Below are 20,718 nucleotides of genomic sequence, written 5' to 3' on the forward strand. Positions count from 1 at the left end.
GGCAGTTCAAGGCTGGTTGGCCGCGGGGCCGCAATGTCCGGCCCGCAATTTGCACGGCGCTCCTCAAACACGGAACGGACCTGACAGGCATAGACATGAGCGGCCTATCCGATACATTTGCCATCGGTGTGACCGGCCACCGGCTGCATAGGCTTGCCGGATGCGACCTGATGTTGCTGGAGCACAGGATCGCAAGCCTGTTCCAAGCCATAGATGCCTCTGCGAAAGCAAACGGCAAGTCCGAATTGGCACTTCTGACGAACTTTGCAGATGGCGCGGACCGGATCGCCGGTTGGGCCGCGCTTGACCTTGGCTGGAGGCTTGATGCGATCCTGCCCTTCCCACGCGATGACTTTGCCCGCGATTTCGAGAACGCGGCGGAACTGACCGCCTTCTTCGCCCAACTGGAACGAGCACGAAGCCAGTCATACTTGCAGCCCGCCCGTGCCCAAGGCGATGACGGAACCGAAGGTTACGAACGCGCCGGGCGGGCAATTCTCGATCGCTGCGATATGCTGTTCGCGGTGTGGGACAAGGCCCCCGCGCGGGGGCGGGGCGGGGCGGCCCAGATCATCGCCGAAGCGATTGACCGCGAAATTCCGGTCGTGGTGATCGACCCGCGCGAAGCGATCCCGATCGAAGCGATATGTCCGTCCGGCACCGGGACAGCGCAGATATTGCGCACGGCCGTTGCAAGCTTGACAAGCAGCTGAACTGCCTGAATGTTCAACCGATTGGGGGGAGCCAGTGGAACCGAACGCGGGCGTTCAGATCAGGGTTGGCATCATCGTGTGCCTCGTCGCGCTCGGAATGGTTCTTGTGCTTACCTTCCTGCCGGACCCGTTCTTCCGCAATCGCGATTATGTGACGCTGCTTGATGATGTGGCCGGGGTTCAACCCGGAACGACCATCAACTTCCGCGGCGCACGTGTCGGCGAAGTGCGCTCCGTCAAGCTGGATCCTGTCACCCGCCAGTTTCTTGTCGTCCTGAGCGTCACGAAACTCTGGCGTCCAACCGCCTGTTCGCAAGTGGCTGTCAGTGCCGCCAACCCGCTTACCGCCCCGACCATGACCGTCGAAGCAATCGAAGGCAACGCAGCCCGGTCGGCAAAGGCCTGTCTGGCAGAGCGCTTGGCAACGGGATGCCATCCTCTGGCCCCGCCAGCCTCCTTCGGCAAGGCCGCTCTGACCGGCTGCCGCCGTTCGCCGGATCTGGTGCAGACGGCAACGCGGGCGATCGAACAGGCCTCGCTTGCCGCGCGCACGGCCAGTACGCTGGTGATGAGCCTGCAGGCCGAAGTTACGGGCGGCGCCGGTAAGGGCAAGGTGGGCGAAATGATGGACGATGCAACGCAAACGGCAGCGGCGCTGAATTCGCTCGCCACGCAACTTGATCGCAGCTTCCGCCCCGGCCAGGGCGATGTCGCCGTTACGCTGACCAATCTCCGGCAGTTTTCGGGCCGGGCCGCGAGCATCGACATCGATGGCGTGAACTCGACCGTTTCCGAGGCGCGGAAGCTGGTTGCTGAAAACCAGGCCAGCGTGGCGGCTCTGCTGAAGGAAAGCGCAAGCACTGCGGGTCAGGCACGTGCGACGCTGGAGGCGGCCTCTGCCTCGCTCGTCGCTGCCAGTATCAATCTGGAACGTGCGTCCGCCAATATCGACCGGGTATCTGAACAGGTCGCCACCGATCCCGGTTCGATCCTGCGTGGTCGCGACTTGCGCGATCCGCCGGAGCCGCAGCCATGACCTGTCCCGGCTTCCGCTTCGCTGCGGTCGGATTATCGGTCGCAGCCCTGCTGCTTTCGTCCTGTGCTCTGACCAAAGGGCCGGACGAACAGGTGGTCCTGCGCCTGATTGCCCCGCGTGTGCAAGCTGTCACCGCCACCAGACAAGGCGATGTGAAGCTCGTACCCCCGCGCGCGCAGGGCGTGATTTCTCAGCAGCGCTACGCATATTCGGTCGGCGCCGGCGGCGCATTGCAACAGGCACGTACCCTGATGTGGGACCGGCCCCCTCCTGAATATCTCGAACAGGCAATGGCTGCCACGCTCCAGGCGGAGGGGCTGCACGTGATGCGGTCTTCGACGCCGGGCAACTCCGTTATTCGACTTTCGCCCACGCTGTTGCAGTTCGAGGAACGAAGCGGCCCCGCCACGCACGCGTCGGTGGTATTCGAAGTCGAGTTCGCGCGCGCGGACAAACCGGTGGTTGTCAGGCGATACTGCGGCCGCGCGCCAATCCCCTCTGGAAGCCCGGACGTGCGCGCGGCAGCCTTTGGCGAAGCGCTGGGCGTCGCGGTGAAGGCGTTTGCTCAGGATGTACCGGGCACGGCGATGGCTGACCGGCCAGCAGACTGCGCCAGCAGCCTGCCCTCCTCAAGGCGATAGACGCGCTCGCAGACCCGAAAGGCGACGTCTTCGTTTTGCGTTATCAGCAGCATGGCCCGCGGCCGGATGACAGTGTTCCGCTGCAATTGCTTCTCCAGAAATGCGGACCGTGCGGGCATTTCCTCAAGCGGGCCGTCCAACAGGACAAATTCGGGATCGTGAACGAATGCGCGCGCGATTTCGACCATCCGCGCCTGCCCTTGCGACAGCGCATCCACGGGCGTCGCAAAGAGGTGATCGATGCCGAATTCGAAGCCGATGCGATCCAGTTTGCGCCGCAGCCTGGGCCTTGCGGCGGCAGGGGCGGTAAGTGCCAGCCAGAGGTTTTCGTCGACTGTCAGCCCTCGGATGAGCGAGCCACCCTGAAAGCTGACCCCGCATTGGCGGCGCAGGCGGCGGCGCGCGTGTTGATCGCAAGTCGCAAGAACTTCGCCAAACAATGTGGCGCTTCCACTCAATGGTTCGCACAGGCCAAGCGCAAGACGCATGAGCATGGACTTGCCCACACCGCTCGCGCCGATGATCGCGACGCGTTCGGCCCTTCCAATCTGCAGGCTCACATTGTCGAGAAGGCGCTGCCCCGATACGATCAGGCTGACCGCGTTCAGATCGAGAACTGCGCTCACGCGAAGGCCTCCCACAGGGTGGCCGCGGCAAGGATTGCAAGCAGTCCGGTCCTGAACGCCTGACCGGCCCGCGCGCCGATGTCAGACGGCACGCGGACAGGCTGCGCTCCAATGGCCGCCCCCACGGCAAAGGCGATCAGGGAATAGACCATGACCTTGCCCAGCCCGGCAAGGAGCGCCACCCCGCTCCGGTCCGTAAGCGTCAGGATGTAAAGATCGTGCCAGCCGATGTTGGCTGTCGCCACGACTGTCAGTCCAGCCGCGAGAAGCGAGACGGCCGCACCCACGATGAGATGGGGTGGCCCGGCGAGGACAATACCCGCCAGCGCGGGGCCGAGCACGAAAGCCGCCGAGTCATTGCCCATGCTCTCCAGCGCCTCAATCTCGTTCGCAAGACGCATCGCACCTATTCGCGAGGCAAGGTCCACGGCGGTACTGCCGGAGGCGAATATCCCGATCACAAGAGGCACGATCTGCCGGAAAAGAGCCTCCGTCATCGCCGCCAGAACAAGAAGCTCGGCGCGGTAGACATTGAGAACCTGTCCCGCGAGGATACCCGTCAACGCTCCGATCAATGCAGAAATGGCCGCGATCATCGGCAATTGCCGCCACACCGATCGCGAGATCGCCACCGCGGTTGCGCCATAGACGAGCGGATCGTCATGCCAGCAGCGGACGGTGATGCCGCGCGCCGCCCGCCAGACAAGCCAGCAGGCCGTGCCCAAAAATCGCACCGGTTCGATCACGGTAGCCATGGTGCCTGCACGATGGTTCCTTCACGGTTGAGGCGGATGACGGGGGTGCCATCCGGTGCGGCGGCATCGCCACACAGGACGCGCAGGTCCGCATTCTTGTTCAATACCTCAAGCTCTCCTCCGAAAGGTACTGCGGTGACCGCGTCATATGTGTAAGCCGGTATGGCAAAGCCGCTGGCAACCACATCTATCAACGCGCCCTCGTCCTTCAGCGCCGCGATAGCCTCGGTTGAACGCGCTTCTACCAGAAAACGCGGCAGACGGTCAGGATAGTGGCTTTTCAGCGCAGCGATCAGGGGCGCAAGGCGTGGGCAGGGCGCACCGCCGGGGATCAGGCCAACTTCCAGCAAGCGAACAACGGCTTTGCCCTGCCGTGCCACGATCCTCGTGATTAGCCTCACCTGCTCCCGGTCGAGATCCTTGATTGCCTCGCTGAGGTCATCAAACGGCACGATATCGGGGTGCAGCCGTTCCGCGTCGTCGCGCACCGGCCCGAACCGCCATCCATCGGCCACCTTGGCAACCATCCAGCGGTCGTGCTCCGCCCTTGCCAGTTCCTCTTCCTCGTCTTGCCGCAGGCGGAAGGGAGGAAACCTGCGATCACTCTGCGACACTATGCGGCAGCCGATGTCTCGCAACTTCAGTTGATGGCAGTCAGCCACCATGCGATTGTCGGCCCGGTATCGCTCAGGCAGGTCTTCCCATTCACGCAGAGAATCGCGCGCGCCGATCTTTTCCCCATCGCCAAGCCGTCCTTCGAGATAGGATTCGTGAATTGCGCGGGCGGTCAGGTCATGCTGTTCCTGCATCAGGGCATCGGGATCAGCCAGCACCGCTTCATATCCAAACGGGGTGACCTTGTGTGACAGTGCGGCGGATGATCCAGCGTCAATACGTGCGTGAATCGGCGGCAAGGCTATGTCTGCCTCCGCATGAATGCTTACGATGCGCTCCGCCCATTCCCGTTGCACGGCAGCCGGACCTGCATCGATGATATAAGCGACGGGCCGGCCATAAGTACGGTGGAGTTCGGTGACGAGCGGAGCGATTTGCGCCTCCGTCCCGTCCCAGCGCACGAATGCGATCGGAGAGAGCGCATCGATCTTCCCGTGCCGATCGGCAATGGTGGCCTGCGCGGCACGAGGTTCCCTATCGATGACGACCAGTTTCGCCTTCCTGCCCCCTCGCCAGTGCCCCCCGGTCAGCAACCGCGCGATGTAGAGGCGTGTGACATCCGTCAACCCGATGACGAAGACGGTGGCGTCCTGCACATCGCTCCAGCGAAAAGCATCAAGGGTGTGATCGATAAACAGTCGCCTTGCCACCATGTCCGGCAGAATGGCTTGCCGCACGCGGGCCTGTGCATTGATCGTTCCGTCTTCGGCATCCGCAGGCAGGCTATCATCACCTGAGATGCTGACGATGATTTCCAGCGGATTTCCGGCAGGTCGCGCAAGATGCAATCCCGCAACGATCTGGCGGGCCAAAGCGAGGTTATCTGCGCCTTCCGGCCCCGTGAAGGCCAGAGCGCGCGCCGATTCCAGCCCACACTTCGCAAGATCGGGACAAATCGCAGCGCCATCGCGCAAAGCCGGGCCGATCCACGGCGCATCGGTGCGATTGCCCAGGATCACCACGGGTTTGTGTCGTGCCAGTTCGCCCATGACGATCATTCGGGCCAGCGCGCCATCCCCCGCCACAATCAGATGTTCCCCCCGCGCCCGCATCCGGGCAAGCGCGTACCGGTTTCCCAACACATGGTGCAGCAACCCGGCCATGAGCCAGATCAGGGCAAGTGGCGCAGTGAGCCGCGCGATATCAAGCGCCAGCGGGACTTCTTGCCAGGCAAGGTCGTCAGCCAGCATCCCGATGGATAGCCCCAGACTTCCTGCGGCCAGGCTTCCCCACGTCATACCGGGGTGTGCCTCGCCAAGGCCTGCCGCGCCGAGCATAAGCGCTCCGGCGAGCGCCGCAATCCGCCAAGGCAGGCTTGCGCGCATCGACCCTTATCGGGTCGTGCGAAGTCGCAGCACCGCTGCTGATACGCTGCCCGGCTCGCCTTTGGCCAGCACAGTGCGGAGCGCGGTAAGGAATTGCCGCTCGGTTGCATAGTCTGCGGTCGAAGGGTCAAACAGCGGCCTGGCAGACGAAAGCCCGATGATCATTTCTTCGCCAAAGGGCGCGCCGACCTGAAAGCGTGTTTCCTGCTTGCCGCCAAGGCCGATCGTCACCGGCTGGTCACCGGCATTGCCGCGATACAGCTCAACCGCGCTGCCATCGGCTTGAAGATAGACGATACTCAGCCATGGGCGGCTGGCCGTGCCCCGTGCAGTGATTCCAAAGATATCGCCCGCTTTCATCATCACAGGGTTGCCGCCGCGCTGCTTTCCTCTCTCGGTAAGAACCGTAATCTTGACGTCACCCGGCGCCAGCGCGTCGGATAGCGTGATTTCCGCCTCGCATTGCGGCCAACGATGAGTATCCACCTTCCACTGCACGTTGGCGTCAACGGCTGTCGCGGCCATGCGAAGGGCCGAAAGTTCGGTTTCATCGCCGCCGAAACCGCTGACCGAAAGGCGGCCGTTTGTCCGCGACGAAGAAATCTTGCTGCAACTGACAGCCGCTGCCTGCTTGGTGAAGGTGAGATAGGGATCGACAGGCACAGGCACCGGAACCGGGGTGGGTGACGGCACAGGCTTGGCCTGCGCCGGCTGCATTTTCATGGCATAGGCTTCGCCGACCAGCAGCCCGAAGGTCGAATAATCGATCCAGGCATAGCCGGCATCACCCCAATGCGTTCCCCACGAATTGACGACGCGGAACGCCTGCCGCCCTTCGTCGTATCCGACCACGGCCATGGCATGCCAGTTCGTGTTTTCCGGCATGTTGTGGCGGTATACGGTATCACCGCGCAGTGCCTTGAAATCGGCCATGACCGGCATAGCGAAGACAACTGGCTCCCCGCGCGAGAGCGCACCCTTGATATCGTCAAGCACGACCTTCGAACCATCGGCCCTTTTCGATCGGCTTATGGCCCGCCAATCGGACAGTCGATTGGCCTTTGCCTTGCCGATAAGGGCTTCGGGCGCTGGAATCGAGCATCGGGAAATCTCATCGGGAAATTCCGAAAGAGTGACCGTGCCTTCGGTCTGCAACAGCTTGAGAGCATCCACGATACGGATCGCGCGATCGCAGGCCGAACCCGGCCTGCGCAGGCGATTGTAAACGTAGGCCGGACTCATGGGATCGGCGGTGGGTGCCTCTCCAGACGCCGCTTCCGCGACAAGGAACGAGTGCGCCGAATAAGCGGTGGCCCATGCAACGCAATTTGGCTGAGCGCCCTGGTATCCGGGTTTGGGGAACAACGGGGTCAGATCCACCTGCTTGGGCAGGAACGCGCGGAATTGCCCCACTTTCGGCAAGGTGTCGTATTCGTCGGCGTCAATCGGCTCTGCGCCAGTCATGAACACGGGCGCGGCGTCACTGGGCTGCGCCAATGCACTCACCTGTGCCAATGCAGCGATCGCCAGTCCGATCATCCCGGCACTGCGGGCCAACCGGACTTGCATCAACGACATTTTCCCCACAACTGCCCCCATTCAATCCGCACCGATCAGTGGATCACCTCGTCGGCGTTGAGATCGCGCACGATGCGCAAACCTGAATCATCGCGCTTGCGCCCGCCGTTCACTGTCAGGCGGTTCGCCACGCGCAGTTCACCCGGCGTACTTTGAAATGATCCTCCGCGCAGGATGCGGGCCTTGCATTGGCCATCGGCGCAGCCGTCAGTCCATTCCCACGCGTTCCCGGCCATCTGGTAAAGCCCGAAAGCGTTGGGCGGGTAGGCCGCAACAGCTTCGGGATAGCCACGATAGGGCGACGTGGGTGACCCGCGATAACTTGCGGTCTGATCGTAATTGGCATCGCTGGGCGAAATCTCGTCGCCCCATGGAAACACCGAGCTGGCATTTGCGCGCGCAGCGTATTCCCATTCAACTTCGGTCGGCAGGCGATAGGGTAGGCCCGATTGCACGGAAAGCCAGGCGACATAGGCCTGCGCATCTTCAAAACTGATGCCTGTGGCGGGCAAAAGCGGGTTGGGATTTTCCCTGGACCAGTCCGCCACCGGCCGACAGGCGCGATCACGCACGCAAGCTGCCCACTCACTGACAGTGACTTCGAAGATGCTCATCGCGAAGGGTCGCTCGATCGTCACCTGCCGCTGGACCGGCTCGTCCGATCCCCGACCGGCCTCGTTCGCGGTGGATCCGATCACGGCGGTGCCTGCCGGAATGGCCTTGAGATAGGGGCAGTTCGCACAATCGTAGAACCGGTCCTGCGCGTTGGCATCGCAGGACACGAAGCACGGCGGACTACCCTGCAATCCATAATCGAACGTGGGTTTCTGCAGCGTCTTCCCGCCTTTCAGACCCGCCACGGCAACCCGGTCCGATGTGCGTTTCAGCGCGTCGGCGATGTTCTGCAAGGGCCGCCGCACTTCTTCGGCAAGGATGCGCGAAAAAGCGCCATTGTCGAACGCGACCTGATCGGCGCTTGTCGAAAAGGCGACAAGGTAGCCTTGATCGGGACGTAGCGCCGTATCGGATTCACGGACGATCCGGCGCAAGCCCTTGCTTCCGACGACGCCGCTTGTCGATCGCGCGGCATCCGCAACCATGGCGGGATCCCGCGCCACCTCTGGCGGCACGTCGAGGACGTTCCGGCACATATCCAGCACGATCAGGATATTTCTCGCCCCGGACCCCAGCAGTTCGCGCGTCAGGCGCGCGCGGGTAAGCGAGACGTGTTCGCTGCTCAGTTGCGACGGAGCGTCAATGGGGAGGAGGACAAGATCGCCGTAGCTGGAAAGCGCCGCGCCATGTCCCGAAAAATAAAGCACACCGAAAGCTTCCGGTCCCGCCGATTTCAGCGCTTCGCGAAATTCCGCAACTTTCTGCCGCATCTGGACAAGATCGAGATCGCGGTACGCCTGCACCGCGCCGCTGCCGGTCGCGTTGACGAAACCTGTCGCGGTCAAAGCGCTGGCCATTCTGTCACCATCATTCGCGGTGACGACCAGCTTGTCGAAATTGCGATATTGCCCATTCGCGATGACGAGCGCGAGACGGGGCGCACCGCTGGCAGCCTGCGCCACCGCGCCAGGCACGATCGCCAGGATTGCAGACAGCAACAGCAAGAGGACCCGGCGCAGCATGATCAGGATGCTGTGCGGCGGCGAAACAGCACCTGCGTTACCGCCTGATCGGCCCCGTTGACCTGCAAGACGGCATCGTAGCGCCTGACCGCCTCGAACCGGTCGACCGGCTTGCTTTGAAACAGCCGGTTGAAGAACGAGAAGAAGCCGCGGCTTTTCCGGCAATATTCGTTGGCCATGATCTTGCCGCCCGAAGCCTTCACCTCTTCAAGCCAACGTCCAATCATGGGCGGAGGATCACCCTCGGCAGGCCAGGGTCCCGAAATATCAACCGATACGTCCTGCTTTGCGCCGTTCAGCTTGCGCGCAAGATCCCGGTCAAATCTGGCCGCGTCACCGCCATACCGCATGGTGCGAATGTCTGCCTTGGCGAACGGTCGCGCGCATTTCTGGAGCATGACGGTTGGTGGTGGTGGCGGCTGTGGGGCGGATGTGGGAACGGGTGCCGGTGCGGGCTTTGGCTCGGCCTTGAGGATGATAACGCCGCGCGTGGCACGGTCGCTGCCTTCTTGCCCTTCGGTGCCGGTTTGCTGGGCGTTTGCCGGGGCAGAAAAGATGGCAACGGCCATCGCCGAGCAAACCAGTAGGCTGCCGTGGTCGGACCTGCCGGTGAGATGACGTGGCAACTCTTCCTCCCGCATGGCCAATGTGACGAACACAAATGAATTTGCTTCTTGCTTGACAGAGGGCTTATGGCGTCGGGAAAGGTGTTGCAATCAAAAATTAAGGATGTCCACGTGGTTGGCAGCAGGCAAATCGCGGCAGGCTTTCTTCTTGGCCTGTCTGCCATGATGTCCACAAGCGCTCATGCCGAAGTGCGCGCTCTTCTTGTGGGGGTTTCACGCTTCAACTCGCCAATCATCCCCGACCTTGAAGGCCCGGCCAATGATCTTTTGGCAATGGAGACTTTGGTCCGCAAGGAAGGCGCAACAGACGTCACCGTCCTGCGCGATGACAGCGTCACCCGGACGACCGTGGAGACTGCGCTGCACGCAATGGGATTGCGGTCCCGCCCAGGAGACTGGATTTTGCTGTATTATTCAGGCCACGGTGCGCAGGCCGAAGCGAAATTGAAGGGCACGCGCGACGGCGATCAGGACCAGTTCCTGCCTTTGGCGGGATTCGATCCTGATAACCAGGATCCTGAACGCTTCATCGTCGACAAGGATTTCTATGATTGGCTCGCACGTTATGTAGCGCCGGAAGTGCAGATTCTCATGATTGCCGATACTTGCCATTCGGGAACATTGCACCGTTCGATCGATCCGCGATCTTACCGGTTCACGCCCCGGCTTGCCCTGCGCGCCGTTTCCTCCAGCCTTCAGCTGGTGTCGCGGCCGGGACCGAAATTCCCTGCCGTGCTCGACTACAAGACCGGCGACAGTACGCACCCCGCCGAATCGCTGGAGCGTGAGGACCTGCCCAACCTCATCTATATCGCAGCGGCGCAGGATGAGGAGCTCGCACAGGAAACGCCCATGCCGACCGAGGAAGGCCCGTCGCGCGGATTGCTGACTTATGCGTTTGAGGAAGGCCTTTCGAAGCACGGGCCTGATGGGAAGACGCTGCTGGCCGATCTGGACGCGGACGGGTCCGTCAGTGCGGCAGAGATGTCGATCTATGTCGACGGGCAGGTGCGGGCGCTGACCGGCCAACGCCAGCGTCCGCGCACGTCCTACATCAGCGGCAGGGAAGCGACACGCCTGTTTGCAACACCGAACATCGCCGTCGCGCCACCGACGCCTGCCCCGATACCAGCGATCTTTGCGCAGGACCGGCGCGCGAAAGCGATGCTTTCCTCGCCATCGGCCACCTGGAAAGTTACGCAGTCGGCGCAGGATGCCGATTTCGTGCTGGACTACGCCACCGGCGCGCTGGTCCGCCGTTCGGGCGATGTCGTTGCACAAGAGGTTACCTCTACCGCAAGACTGCTTGGCGTACTTGATAAATGGAGCGCACTGGAAAGCCTGCGACCGATGATCAACGAAGCCCGCGCCCAGCTTGCAGTCTCGCCCCAGCGCGAAGGTTCGCGCTATGCCGCGGGCGCGACAGTCAAGGTCAGGTTGGAATCGACGGCCGGATTGAAGGCGGGGGCCTATGCCACCGTGTTCAATATCGCATCCGATGGCACGATCCAGCGGCTGTTCCCCGTCGATCCATCCGATGGCAGCGGGCAAATCCTGCCCGATGGGGCACTCTCGCTGATCGAGGCGCAAGTGATCGAACCATTCGGCGTCGATCATGTTGTCGCGGTCGTTTCAGAATCCGATCAGACCGGGTTCAGGGCACTGTTGCAAACGCTGGACGGGCAGCGCGGCTTCGGCAAGCTGGTTGAGCCAATCAAGGCAATCCTGGCGGAGTCACCGGGAAGCGCCAGCATTTCCATCGCAGAAATTTATACCGGCAACTGAAGGTCAATTGCTGAGGATCACCGTCCGGCTTTTCGCAGCCGACTTGTTGATCACATCGACGCGATATTCCCCGTTGCTGCTGGGCCGGGTCTGGCAGACCGGGGCATAATCGCCCTGATCGTCAACACATGCGACCCTGCCGCGATTGTCGGTAACGCGCAGGACAAGGCTCGTGCCAAGATCGCCGATTGCGCCGATGCGCAGCAGGTCGCCGCCCTTGGCCATCACCCGAAACTGATACGTGGCCAGTGGATTCACCAGTTGTACGCTGCGGACCAGACCACTGCCAAGATTCGACGAAAGCACGCCGCGATGGCTGGTCGTCTCGGCAATGCGTATCTGCTGCAACAGCATGGTATCACCCGATGCAAATCCGCGCGCTTCGGCAAACAGGGCTGCGGGTGTAAACCCCGCATCGACCTCTGCCGGGCCACTCACCGGCACTTCGGCCAGCATGCGCCCCGCTGTCAGCATGGCGGCGGGATCCTTGGTTCGCCTGGCATATTCGGCCACGGTGCGCGCGGCCATCGCCTGCGCGAACGGATCGAACGGTGCAGCACTCACCTGGCCCGATTCGCCCGCCAGCGCCGAAACCGGGATCGACAACGCCACAATCATGCCGACAATCGCCTTGAACATCGTCAATCTCCCGAAAAATTGCGTCACGCCCCTGGTAATGTGCGAAGACTACCGCCCGACTCATTGCAGAACTTGCCGTTCCATCTCAACAAGTATGCTCGAAATCTGGAACCGACAGATGCGCTACGCGGCATTTATCAGCTACAGCCACCAGGACCGCAAGGTTGCCAAATGGCTGCACCGTGCAATCGAGACCTACCGAATTCCGCGCGATCTGACGCAGGAGGTGGTCAATGATGCCGGTGACGTGGTGGACGCGTCGCGCATTTCGCCCACCGCCCTGCGCCCGATCTTTCGGGATGACGATGAACTGGGCGGTGCCGCCGAACTTGGGCCGAAGCTTGAGGCTGCACTGGCCGCTGCCGAGGCGCTGATCGTGGTGTGTTCACCAGCGGCGGCTGCATCAGAATGGGTAGGCAAGGAAATCCGCACGTTTCGGACGATGCACCCTGATGCGCCTGTCCTGGCTGTGATCGCGCACGGTCAGCCCGGCAATCCAGCGGCCGAGTGTTTTCCTGAGGCCTTGCGTTGGGGTGTGCACGAGGATGGATCGCTTGACCGGGACCGCCCGATGGAGCCTTTGGCACCAGATCTCCAGAAATCGGCCAGAGCCACGGTCAAGCTCAAGCTGATCGCCGGCTTGCTGGGGGTGGGTTACAGCAAACTCACCCGGCGCGAAGCGCGCAGGCGCCAGCGCTTCCTGATTTTCGCAAGCAGTGCTGCGGCGGTTCTGCTGGTGATCCTGTCCGGGCTGACGATTGCGGCCATCACCTCCGCGCGCGAAGCCATTCGCGAACGCAATGCCGCCGATGTTGCGCGCAAGGCCGCGCTGCAGGAGCGCAATGCAGCCGTCGCGGCGCGCGATCTTGCCGAAAGGCGCGCATGGCTGGCGCAGCAGGCCGCCAGCCAGATCCGCAGTTTCGCAGCCGACGCTGATTGCTCCGTCCCCTGACACCGAAATGGGAATGAATTTAAGCCACCATATTTGTTGCGATATTTTTGCATCAGGCTTCAAGAACAGTGGAAGTCCGACCCTGGTTGGTTTAACACCGCATTAAGGGTCGTCATAAAAGCATCACTGATTTTGCACCGCCGCAGTTTGGGGCGGGCGTTTTGTTGCGCAATGAAAAGAGGCGAACCCAGGGGATCGCTTCAGAAAACGGGGGAACAATGAAAAAGATTTTTGGTGGGGTTCTTTTCGGAGCCGCGTCGACGTTTGGCATGGCCGATCAGGCAAGTGCGCAAACCGTAGTCAACTATGGCAACTATGAAGCGCTCGATGACAATTTTCGAATCGGCATTCGGATTACAGATCCGCTTTTCGGTTTGCCGCAGGTCGAAAGATCCTTCGAACAGAGCACGATCGAGGATATCGAGACCTATCTCGATCCCCGCGAAATCGCAGCTTACCTCAACACCCCGGCTCAGCCAACGCTTGGCACGTTCTATGCGCAGGTCGGGCAGATCGATGGCGTGTTCGATATTCAGGGCGCTCCTGTCGTCGCAGGTTATGCCGCGAACGGCCGCACGTTGACGCTGAACTTCGTCAGTTCCCATTCTGTCGTTGCTCCGAATGGCGTTGCCGTTTCGGTGCCGGTGACGGACGCGTCAGGTGCTCCCTGTACCTTCTCCTTCACCGGAAATACGCGACAGGCCGCATACGATCAGTTTGCAGCCGCCGTCGATGATGACAGCTCGCCCACGTCACAGCGGATGTTCCAGTGCCTCAGCCGTGCCCGCGCACAGTTTTCGCCGGTCGATCCGCTCGTCGGCAATCCGTTCTCGCTGCAAGGCTCGATGGTGCGCAGCGCGCTTGACCTGACCGAGGGCGATTCGCTTGTCGAGGCAGACCCTGCCGCAGGTGCCAATTCGTCGGGCGATCCGTGGATCATCGGCGCCACCTTTGCCGGCGGTTCCGCAGGCCGATTCGACATTACCCGGATCGATGGTCGCGTGGCCAAGGGCTGGCGCGTGTTCGAAGGCAACCGCGCACGTCTCAAGCTGGACCTGCCGTTCAGCTTCACCCGCATCAAGGGCGCCACGGCCTACAACGGCCAGCTCGGTCTTGCACTGGAAGTTCCGATCAAGTCCAACTGGTCGCTGGAACCGCGCGTATCCTATGGTCTTGTCTATTCGGGCGATCAGGGTTCGGTCGGCCACATCGTCCAGGGTTCGGTCGCCAGCCGTTACGTGATCCGCGGGCTTGGGCGCGGCCAACTGGTGATCGGCAATATGGTCGGCTACTCGTCGACACTGAAGACGCCGGGCGACATCAATCTCAACCCGGACATCAAGAACTGGGTGTTCCGCAATGGCGCGGCCTATGAACTGCCGCTCAAGATGCGCGTCATGGACCGGGCCACCTCGGTTCGCGCCAGCTATACCTTCACCAAATTTGCTGGTGACGAGCTGTTCAACAACAACTTCCACGAAGGCACGATCTCGTTCGGCCTGCGCGGGCGTGAAGATACGCCCAAGCAGTTCCGCGACGTGATGCGCCTGATCTTCAGCACGGTCCAGGCAAAGGGCTTTTCAACATATACGGCGGGCGTGGGGTTCCGCTTCTAAACCGCACAGCATGAAGCGTGAGGCCGTCGGCGATGCACGACGCGCCTCACCTTTCATTGGCTGAGGGGGAAGAACCATGACGTGCCCTCTCCAGCTCGCTGTGCCTTCGGACCGATCCCTCTCTCCGTCGCGCTTGCCTTCAAATGGAGGTGAAGGGAATCGAACCACGCTCGAAGCGCGTTGACGCGAAGAGCCACACAGACTCGATGGTTCCGGGCAGCGTAACGCGACCTTGGCCAAACCGCCAACCTGTCAGTGAAATGGAGCGGGTGAGGGGATTGTAATAAACAACTATAAAGGCAAGATATTTTTTGCTATAATCGCCTACACAGAACCTACACAGGCACGGCAGATCAAACACTTAGAATGCCGTTCTGCACAGTTCCTGCACAGCGGAAGGCGAAGAGATGAGTTTCATTCTCGACAAGGAGCAGGTGAAAAAGGGCCTTATCATCTTTCGGCGCGGCGATGTCGCGCACGATGAATTCTACTGCCGGGTGAGGATCAAAAACGAGGATCGCTACAAAACGATTTCGCTGCACACCTCGGATCGACAGACGGCCCGCGACCTTGCGTTGGAAGCCGATTCCGACATTCGGAATCGCCTGAAATATGACTTTCCCGTGTTCAATCGCTCCTTTGCGCAGGTTGCGGAAGAGTATGCCAATGCACAACAGCGGCGGGCGAATGTGGGCGAGGTCAGCCAAGCCCGCGCCAAGAACGTCAAGAACAAAATCGACGGCCCACTGAACGCCTATGTTGGAAGCACGCAAATTCATCTGATCGGTCAGGATCGCTGGGCCGACTATCCCCTATGGCGTAGGGAGAACGGCTTGGGGCGTCGGAACAGTGTCATCAGCGATTCCACGATCCGCATTGAGATGAGCATTTTTGCAGCGATCATGCGGTATGCCATCGGCAAGAAGTATGTGCCAGCCAGCAATCGCTTTGAAGGCATGCCGAAGCTGAAATCCAGTCGGCGTGACGAATTCACGCTGGAGGAATATCGGAAGCTCTATAACAGTGGTCGCAAGTGGATGCGTGAAGCGACCACGCCGCAGGGCGTCTGGTATCGGCAGGTCTGCTACAATTTCATTCTTATCATGTGCAACACGGGCATGCGTCCGCCCGAAGCGAAGAACCTGCGCTGGCGGGACATTACCGCCGCCAAAGACAAGGACGGTCAGGACATTCTTGTTATCTTCGTGCGGGGTAAAGGGAAGGAGCGGAAGCTGATCGCCCCCACAAGTGTCAGCACCTATCTGGATCGGGTCCGGGCATTGTCCAAAGCAACCGCGCCGGATGATCCGGTTTTCACGATCATCAACGGCAAGCCTGCAAAGTGGCTCTATCGGGATACGGTCGAGGAATTGCTGAAATATGCCGACTTGCGCGATGGACCGAGCGGCATTCCGAGAACGACCTATTGCTTCCGCCACACCTATGCCACCCTCCGGCTGTCTTCCGGGGTAGATGTTTACATTCTTGCCCAGCAAATGGGCACATCGGTCAAAATGATCGAGCAGCATTACGGGCATGTGAACACGATCAAACATGCAGACCGCGTGCTGATGGGCATCGGCGGGTGGGATGCCATGCATGTCGAGATGAACGCGGAAATCGATGCGGCGGAGCAAAAGGCCAAATCCGTGCAATCCATTAAAGCCAAACAGACGACCAATCCTCGCCGCCCCAAACGCTAGCGCGCATCGCACTAGCCGTCGAGTTCGATGGCCGATGCAACAGAGCTTGCGTTCCTGCCGAATTTAGCGACGCACCGCCGGTGCTTCCCGGTCGGAAATTCGGCCAAGAAGGAACAGGTAATAGGCGCGCCGGGCTTCAAGCGCCCCTGTGCCTTCGTCTTGCCATTGGCCTGATCCCCAGCAGTTGCGATCAGGGGAAAAGGGCGAAGGCTCTCCCTCACTACACGACGCCGACGTTACTCGTCATCATCAGTCTCCTCCCATGGGACTTCCCCATCAAATGGCCAAAGCCACGCATCATCCTCATAAAAATCATCCATGAGCAATAAGGCTTGATCGCCTGCCCATTTCTTGGGCTGGGCCGCAAGATCAGCCCGTTCAAGATATTCGGTGAGCGCCAGCGTGCGGGCTGTCCATGCGACGGTCGCATATAGCGGCCAATAAGGCTGTTCTGCGCCGATCTGTTCGATGAACTTCTTGCGTTCACGCGCGGACGATGTTCGTGCAAGGTGCAGGCCGAGCGGACGCCATAACTCCAGCATGGCCATCGTTTTATCTTTGCCGAGTGATGCCAACTGGCCAAAAAGCATAGGCATCATATCTGGCGAGATTTCGGCTTTGGCCCGCTCTAATACCGGCCACAACGCTGCACGAACGGTTTTCATAGCGATACTCTTAGCAGCGCATCGAACGCAACGCGACGATGAGTTGTGCACAGGCCGCTATCAGTTGGGCGATGCTGTTGACGGCAAGCAAGATGGTCGTCGTGGTCATGGGTTCCTCCCGGTTCATCCCCGCGCTGGATTGCGCGACGGACGCCCCCGCATTCCGCCGACCGCTCCAGTGGGCTGGGCAAGGCTGCCTTCGCACCGCCCATGGCGGGCAAGCTGCACACGGCAACGCCACGGAAGCGCCGCGCCTTTCCCGGCCCGCGCGTTCGGCCAGAAGCGCCAAGGCCAGAGCCATTCACGCGGCAGGAACCGGGAGCCACCGACTCCTGCCATCTGCCCATCAACCAATTATTAACCAAATTTTAGCGGTTTCTGCGTTACCCTGTCAGGAGTTCATCCGCGCGAGACAGGTAATCTATAGCCGCCGAAGATACAGTTTCCGAGATTGCTCAGCCACCGCAGGCGGCTGACCTGCTGGCGAGCCAGCGCGACACTTTACTGGCGCAGCTAGATGGCCCACGTGCCGATCTTGAAGCCGTCATCGCCGATCTGCTGCGCAACGGCAGCAGCGCCGCCCAGGTGCAATCGCAGCTACAGGCCATCGCCCAGCTTCAACGCCAGATCGGCACCGCCGACGCATCGAGCCTCGCCACCCTACAAAGCAGTGTCGCGGGCATGGTCGCCCAGATTCAGGTGGCTGCCCAGCTGGGACGCGCCGCCGCGACCGGGGCTGAAGCCACCGAAGGCGCGGAAAGGGCCATGCTTGCGGCGAGCGTGGCCGCGCAGGCCAACGCCTTCATGCACGACCTGCGCCAGTACGATCACCTGTTGCAGTTCGACAGTGACGAGGACCGCGCCGCCTATGCGCAGCGCGAGGCCGACCGCCGCCGCCGCTATGACGAAGAAATGGCCAAAGGTACGCCGGAAGGCCAGTTCCATGCCGGAGGCGAAGCCTTGGGCCAAATGGCCGATGTGGCCGCCCATGGCGGCAGTGCCGACCCCGCACTCATGCCGCGCATGAACGAACTCGCCGCCAACCTCACCAAACTGCGCGAGCAGATGCCCGCCGCCGAGGTCGAGAAATTCGACCAGCGCCGCCGCGACGACCTGCGCGATATCATGCGGTCCAAAGGAAAGTCAGACGCCGAAATCGACGCCTTCCTTGCCGCCCATCCCGATCCCATCGAGGCCACCAAAACGTTCGTCACCGAAAACGCCGCCAACGTCAGCGTGAAGGAATTGGATAGTGTCCGTCGTCAGAACATTCGGCACAACTCGCGGCGTAAATTAGCGGAGTGCGGACCTCGTCTGGGGGTTGATGTTAGGCGGCGAGCTTGCGGTGTTGCAAGCGCCGATGTTCGATGGTCTGTCGCTTGATCCTTTCGCGCTGTTTGATGATGGCTGGAGCCCTGCCGAAGTAGGCATCGGCGGGCGTCACGTTGTTCAGGCTCTCGTGGTAACGCTGGTGGTTGTAGTACTCGACGAAGGCCTCGATTTGGGCTTCGAGGTCGCCGGGCAAAAAGTAGTTTTCCAGCAGGATGCGGTTTTTCAGGGTTTGGTGCCAGCGCTCGATCTTGCCCTGGGTTTGCGGGTGCATCGGGGCACCGCGCACGTGGCTCATCTTCCGGGCCTCAATGTATTCAGCCAATTCGCCGGCGATGTAGCTGGGGCCATTATCCGACAACAGCCTGGGCTTGTGCAGCACCGTGGCGCTGTCGCAGCCCGATGCGCCAAGGGCCAGGTCGAGCGTGTCGGTCACATCCTCGGCGCGCATGTTGGTGCACAGTTTCCAGGCGATAATGTAGCGCGAGAAGTCGTCGAGCACGGTCGACAGGTACATCCAGCCCCACCCGATGATCTTGAGTGGAGTAGGAAGCGCATAAGCGCTTCCCCTCCCCGAACCGTACGTGCACCTTTCAGCGCATACGGCTCTCTATTCAACCTTGGTCCAAGGCCATGGCGACATCACGATAGCGGGAGGTGACGGTGTTTCGGAGCTCGTCCCGATAGATGTAGGGATTTCGCTCCGGATTCCGCCACCGGAACTGCATCTTCTGGCTTGTGACCAGTCGTCGCAGCGCCTTGCCGACGGCATTGCCCTGATTGCTTCGACCGTAGACCAGCCACGTCTTCGATTGGCCGGTTTCCGGCATGCGGTACCATTTACGCATCAAAGGCTTGATACGGGACCGGTACTTCTGCGCCAACCAGTGCGCCATTTTCCAGAACACGACGGTGTCGATGCGCCGGAATGTGCGCGCCGTGAAGTCGGTGAACCTGTAGAACGCAGCCCATCCCGCCAGCTGGCGGTTCAGACCGTCGATCATGTCCACCGCGGCAACCTCATGATTGCCGGAGAGAGCCTCGACCAATCGGCGAGCGAAGGTCTTGGCCTTCTCCTTGGGTATCGTTGAGACCACGGACATGCGTCCGCTCGATCCCCGCCTGCGGATAATCCGGTGCCCGAGGAACACGAACCCGTCGTCGACGTGGGTGATATGGCTCTTGTCCATATTCAACGTCAGCTTCAGGTCGTCTTCCAGAAAGGCCCGGCATTCCTCGCGGATGGCCTCGGCATGTGCCTTGGTGCCCTTGACGATGACAACGAAGTCATCGGCGTAACGGCAGTAGGCGACAGCAGGTTTCCATTGCCGGTTCTCGCGAACCGTGATGGGGCGCCCCTGCTGGATGCCGAAGTTCCATGCCCAGCGATCCTTTCGCGCCTTGTCGCTCAGGTATTTCGCCTCCAGCCACGCATCAAACTCATGGAGCATGATGTTGGACAGGAGCGGCGACAGCACGCCGCCTTGCGGTACACCTTCGCTTGAGGCGACGAACAGGCCACGGTCGACGTGGCCCGCCTTCAGGAATCGCCAGAGCAGATCAACAAACCGATCATCCCGGATTCGCCGCCGAACGCAGCGAAGCAGAAGCCGGTGGTGGACCGTATCGAAGTAGCTCGCCAGATCACCTTCGATGATCCAGCGGCCCCGCGCTCCGGCACCACTATCCTGCAACTGTATCTTCACGGTCCGGACAGCGTGATGCACGCTGCGTTCCGGCCTGAAGCCGTAGGAGAGGCGATGGAAGTCGCTTTCCCAGATCGGCTCCATGGCCATCAGCATCGCGCGCTGGACGATGCGGTCTTTCAGGGTCGGGATACCAAGTGGTCGTTTCTTGCCATTGGCTTTCGGGATATAGATTCGCCTGACCGGCTGCGGGTGATAACTCCCCGTCAGCAAGTCCGTTCGCAGACTGGCCAGCTGTTCTGCCAGTACGGCCTGCATCCGTCGCTTGTCCATTCCGTCGATGCCCGGCGTATTGGCGCCACTCGACGCCAGCACGATCCGAGCCGCCTCGGCAAGCCACGCCCGATCGGCAATGAGCCGGAGAAGGCGATCGAACTTGCGGTTCTGGTCGCTCTCGGCCCACGTCGCGAGCTTGTGCTGCATTTCGCTGATTATCAAAGGTCTTCACCTCGTTTGGTCAGGTAGTTTGCACTTCAAGCTGATTGAACTGTCCCCCTTCGCCATGTGACAGGCTTTCCCTGTCGCGGACTACTACGGGGACTCCGCCAGCACGGTGGACATCGGGGCCAACTCCCTTGGCATTCCATCATGCCTTCCCTCGTTCATATGCTGGACTTTCGCGCGCTGGGGAGGCTGCCGGTCGCAGTCCTTGTCCTTGCGTCCCGCAAGTCGATGCCGATGCCATGGCCTGGCTGCATTCTCTCCATGGCT

17 protein-coding genes and 1 pseudogene are annotated in these 20,718 nt (G+C 61.2%); 8 read left to right on the forward strand and 10 right to left on the reverse strand.

Annotated features, from left to right (window positions below; genetic code table 11):
- Positions 1–95 precede the first annotated feature (95 nt).
- From LUA85_RS15895 to LUA85_RS15905, 3 genes are read left to right on the forward strand one after another with little or no spacing between them, the layout of a single operon-like run.
- The gene (locus LUA85_RS15895) at positions 96–713 is read left to right on the forward strand and encodes a hypothetical protein (protein ID WP_231471220.1); all 618 of its coding nucleotides are present in this window, start codon (positions 96–98) and stop codon (positions 711–713) included.
- 34 nt (positions 714–747) lie between these two features.
- Complete coding sequence (locus LUA85_RS15900; RefSeq protein WP_231471221.1) at positions 748–1,749, forward strand: MlaD family protein; 1,002 nt, start codon at positions 748–750, stop codon at positions 1,747–1,749.
- Positions 1,746–2,390 (forward strand): ABC-type transport auxiliary lipoprotein family protein, encoded by a 645-nt coding sequence (locus LUA85_RS15905; RefSeq protein WP_231471222.1) that lies wholly within the window; start codon positions 1,746–1,748, stop codon positions 2,388–2,390. Before LUA85_RS15900 ends, LUA85_RS15905 begins: the two co-directional genes overlap by 4 nt.
- Here LUA85_RS15905 and LUA85_RS15910 read toward each other — a convergent pair.
- Genes LUA85_RS15910 through LUA85_RS15935 form a run of 6 tightly spaced genes read right to left on the reverse strand, consistent with a single transcriptional unit; the run spans position 2,315 to position 9,555 of the window.
- Positions 2,315–3,016, reverse strand: coding sequence for an ATP-binding cassette domain-containing protein (locus LUA85_RS15910; RefSeq protein WP_231471223.1), 702 nt, complete (start codon positions 3,014–3,016; stop codon positions 2,315–2,317). The genes LUA85_RS15905 and LUA85_RS15910 overlap by 76 nt on opposite strands.
- Positions 3,013–3,771 (reverse strand): ABC transporter permease, encoded by a 759-nt coding sequence (locus LUA85_RS15915; RefSeq protein WP_231471224.1) that lies wholly within the window; start codon positions 3,769–3,771, stop codon positions 3,013–3,015. Before LUA85_RS15915 ends, LUA85_RS15910 begins: the two co-directional genes overlap by 4 nt.
- The gene (locus LUA85_RS15920) at positions 3,759–5,771 is read right to left on the reverse strand and encodes a RyR domain-containing protein (protein WP_231471225.1); all 2,013 of its coding nucleotides are present in this window, start codon (positions 5,769–5,771) and stop codon (positions 3,759–3,761) included. The genes LUA85_RS15915 and LUA85_RS15920 overlap by 13 nt, the downstream gene beginning before the upstream one ends.
- A gap of 6 nt (positions 5,772–5,777) precedes the next feature.
- The gene (locus LUA85_RS15925) at positions 5,778–7,340 is read right to left on the reverse strand and encodes a C1 family peptidase (RefSeq protein WP_231471226.1); all 1,563 of its coding nucleotides are present in this window, start codon (positions 7,338–7,340) and stop codon (positions 5,778–5,780) included.
- A gap of 44 nt (positions 7,341–7,384) precedes the next feature.
- A complete protein-coding gene (locus LUA85_RS15930; RefSeq protein ID WP_231471227.1) occupies positions 7,385–8,986 on the reverse strand; it encodes an SUMF1/EgtB/PvdO family nonheme iron enzyme in 1,602 nt (533 codons plus the stop codon).
- A 2-nt stretch (positions 8,987–8,988) separates the two neighbouring features.
- Positions 8,989–9,555 (reverse strand): hypothetical protein, encoded by a 567-nt coding sequence (locus tag LUA85_RS15935; RefSeq protein ID WP_231471228.1) that lies wholly within the window; start codon positions 9,553–9,555, stop codon positions 8,989–8,991.
- A 141-nt stretch (positions 9,556–9,696) separates the two neighbouring features.
- Between LUA85_RS15935 and LUA85_RS15940 the strand changes: the two genes are divergently transcribed.
- On the forward strand, positions 9,697–11,397 hold the full coding sequence (locus tag LUA85_RS15940) for a caspase family protein (RefSeq protein WP_231471229.1): 1,701 nt from the start codon (positions 9,697–9,699) through the stop codon (positions 11,395–11,397).
- Between the two features lie 3 nt (positions 11,398–11,400).
- Here LUA85_RS15940 and LUA85_RS15945 read toward each other — a convergent pair whose 3' ends face one another.
- A complete protein-coding gene (locus LUA85_RS15945; RefSeq protein WP_231471230.1) occupies positions 11,401–12,036 on the reverse strand; it encodes a hypothetical protein in 636 nt (211 codons plus the stop codon).
- 94 nt (positions 12,037–12,130) lie between these two features.
- Between LUA85_RS15945 and LUA85_RS15950 the strand changes: the two genes are divergently transcribed.
- The 3 genes from LUA85_RS15950 to LUA85_RS15960 all read left to right on the forward strand — a co-directional run bounded on the left by LUA85_RS15950 (position 12,131) and on the right by LUA85_RS15960 (position 16,307).
- Positions 12,131–12,988, forward strand: coding sequence for a TIR domain-containing protein (locus LUA85_RS15950; protein WP_231471231.1), 858 nt, complete (start codon positions 12,131–12,133; stop codon positions 12,986–12,988).
- A gap of 218 nt (positions 12,989–13,206) precedes the next feature.
- Complete coding sequence (locus LUA85_RS15955) at positions 13,207–14,604, forward strand: hypothetical protein (protein ID WP_231471232.1); 1,398 nt, start codon at positions 13,207–13,209, stop codon at positions 14,602–14,604.
- Positions 14,605–15,011: 407 nt separating this feature from the next.
- Positions 15,012–16,307: a site-specific integrase gene (locus tag LUA85_RS15960; RefSeq protein ID WP_231471233.1), complete on the forward strand. Its 1,296-nt coding sequence runs from the start codon at positions 15,012–15,014 to the stop codon at positions 16,305–16,307.
- A 236-nt stretch (positions 16,308–16,543) separates the two neighbouring features.
- On the opposite strand, the gene LUA85_RS15965 is transcribed toward LUA85_RS15960, so the two are convergent.
- Positions 16,544–16,972: a hypothetical protein gene (locus LUA85_RS15965; RefSeq protein ID WP_231471234.1), complete on the reverse strand. Its 429-nt coding sequence runs from the start codon at positions 16,970–16,972 to the stop codon at positions 16,544–16,546.
- Positions 16,973–17,557: 585 nt separating this feature from the next.
- On the opposite strand from LUA85_RS15965, the gene LUA85_RS15970 reads away from it, so the two are divergent.
- Positions 17,558–18,355 (forward strand): hypothetical protein, encoded by a 798-nt coding sequence (locus LUA85_RS15970; protein WP_231471235.1) that lies wholly within the window; start codon positions 17,558–17,560, stop codon positions 18,353–18,355.
- On the opposite strand, the pseudogene LUA85_RS15975 reads toward LUA85_RS15970, so the two are convergent.
- Both LUA85_RS15975 and ltrA read right to left on the reverse strand, forming a co-directional pair.
- Positions 18,300–18,848, reverse strand: a pseudogene (locus tag LUA85_RS15975) (transposase); the annotation flags it as partial. The gene LUA85_RS15970 and the pseudogene LUA85_RS15975 overlap by 56 nt on opposite strands.
- A gap of 67 nt (positions 18,849–18,915) precedes the next feature.
- The gene (gene ltrA, locus LUA85_RS15980) at positions 18,916–20,445 is read right to left on the reverse strand and encodes a group II intron reverse transcriptase/maturase (RefSeq protein WP_008828485.1); all 1,530 of its coding nucleotides are present in this window, start codon (positions 20,443–20,445) and stop codon (positions 18,916–18,918) included.
- Between the last annotated feature and the right edge of the window lie 273 nt (positions 20,446–20,718).

Source organism: Novosphingobium sp. CECT 9465 (assembly GCF_920987055.1).
GTDB lineage: Bacteria > Pseudomonadota > Alphaproteobacteria > Sphingomonadales > Sphingomonadaceae > Novosphingobium.

Coding starts and splice junctions, on each gene's coding strand:
- LUA85_RS15915 (WP_231471224.1), bottom strand. CDS start 3,771: ATGGCTACCGTGATCGAACCGGTGCGATTTTTGGGCACGGCCTGCTGG.
- LUA85_RS15945 (WP_231471230.1), bottom strand. CDS start 12,036: ATGTTCAAGGCGATTGTCGGCATGATTGTGGCGTTGTCGATCCCGGTT.
- LUA85_RS15925 (WP_231471226.1), bottom strand. CDS start 7,340: ATGCAAGTCCGGTTGGCCCGCAGTGCCGGGATGATCGGACTGGCGATC.
- LUA85_RS15935 (WP_231471228.1), bottom strand. CDS start 9,555: ATGGCCGTTGCCATCTTTTCTGCCCCGGCAAACGCCCAGCAAACCGGC.
- LUA85_RS15950 (WP_231471231.1), top strand. CDS start 12,131: ATGCTCGAAATCTGGAACCGACAGATGCGCTACGCGGCATTTATCAGC.
- LUA85_RS15960 (WP_231471233.1), top strand. CDS start 15,012: ATGAGTTTCATTCTCGACAAGGAGCAGGTGAAAAAGGGCCTTATCATC.
- LUA85_RS15895 (WP_231471220.1), top strand. CDS start 96: ATGAGCGGCCTATCCGATACATTTGCCATCGGTGTGACCGGCCACCGG.
- LUA85_RS15930 (WP_231471227.1), bottom strand. CDS start 8,986: ATGCTGCGCCGGGTCCTCTTGCTGTTGCTGTCTGCAATCCTGGCGATC.
- LUA85_RS15955 (WP_231471232.1), top strand. CDS start 13,207: ATGAAAAAGATTTTTGGTGGGGTTCTTTTCGGAGCCGCGTCGACGTTT.
- LUA85_RS15905 (WP_231471222.1), top strand. CDS start 1,746: ATGACCTGTCCCGGCTTCCGCTTCGCTGCGGTCGGATTATCGGTCGCA.
- LUA85_RS15920 (WP_231471225.1), bottom strand. CDS start 5,771: ATGCGCGCAAGCCTGCCTTGGCGGATTGCGGCGCTCGCCGGAGCGCTT.
- LUA85_RS15965 (WP_231471234.1), bottom strand. CDS start 16,972: ATGAAAACCGTTCGTGCAGCGTTGTGGCCGGTATTAGAGCGGGCCAAA.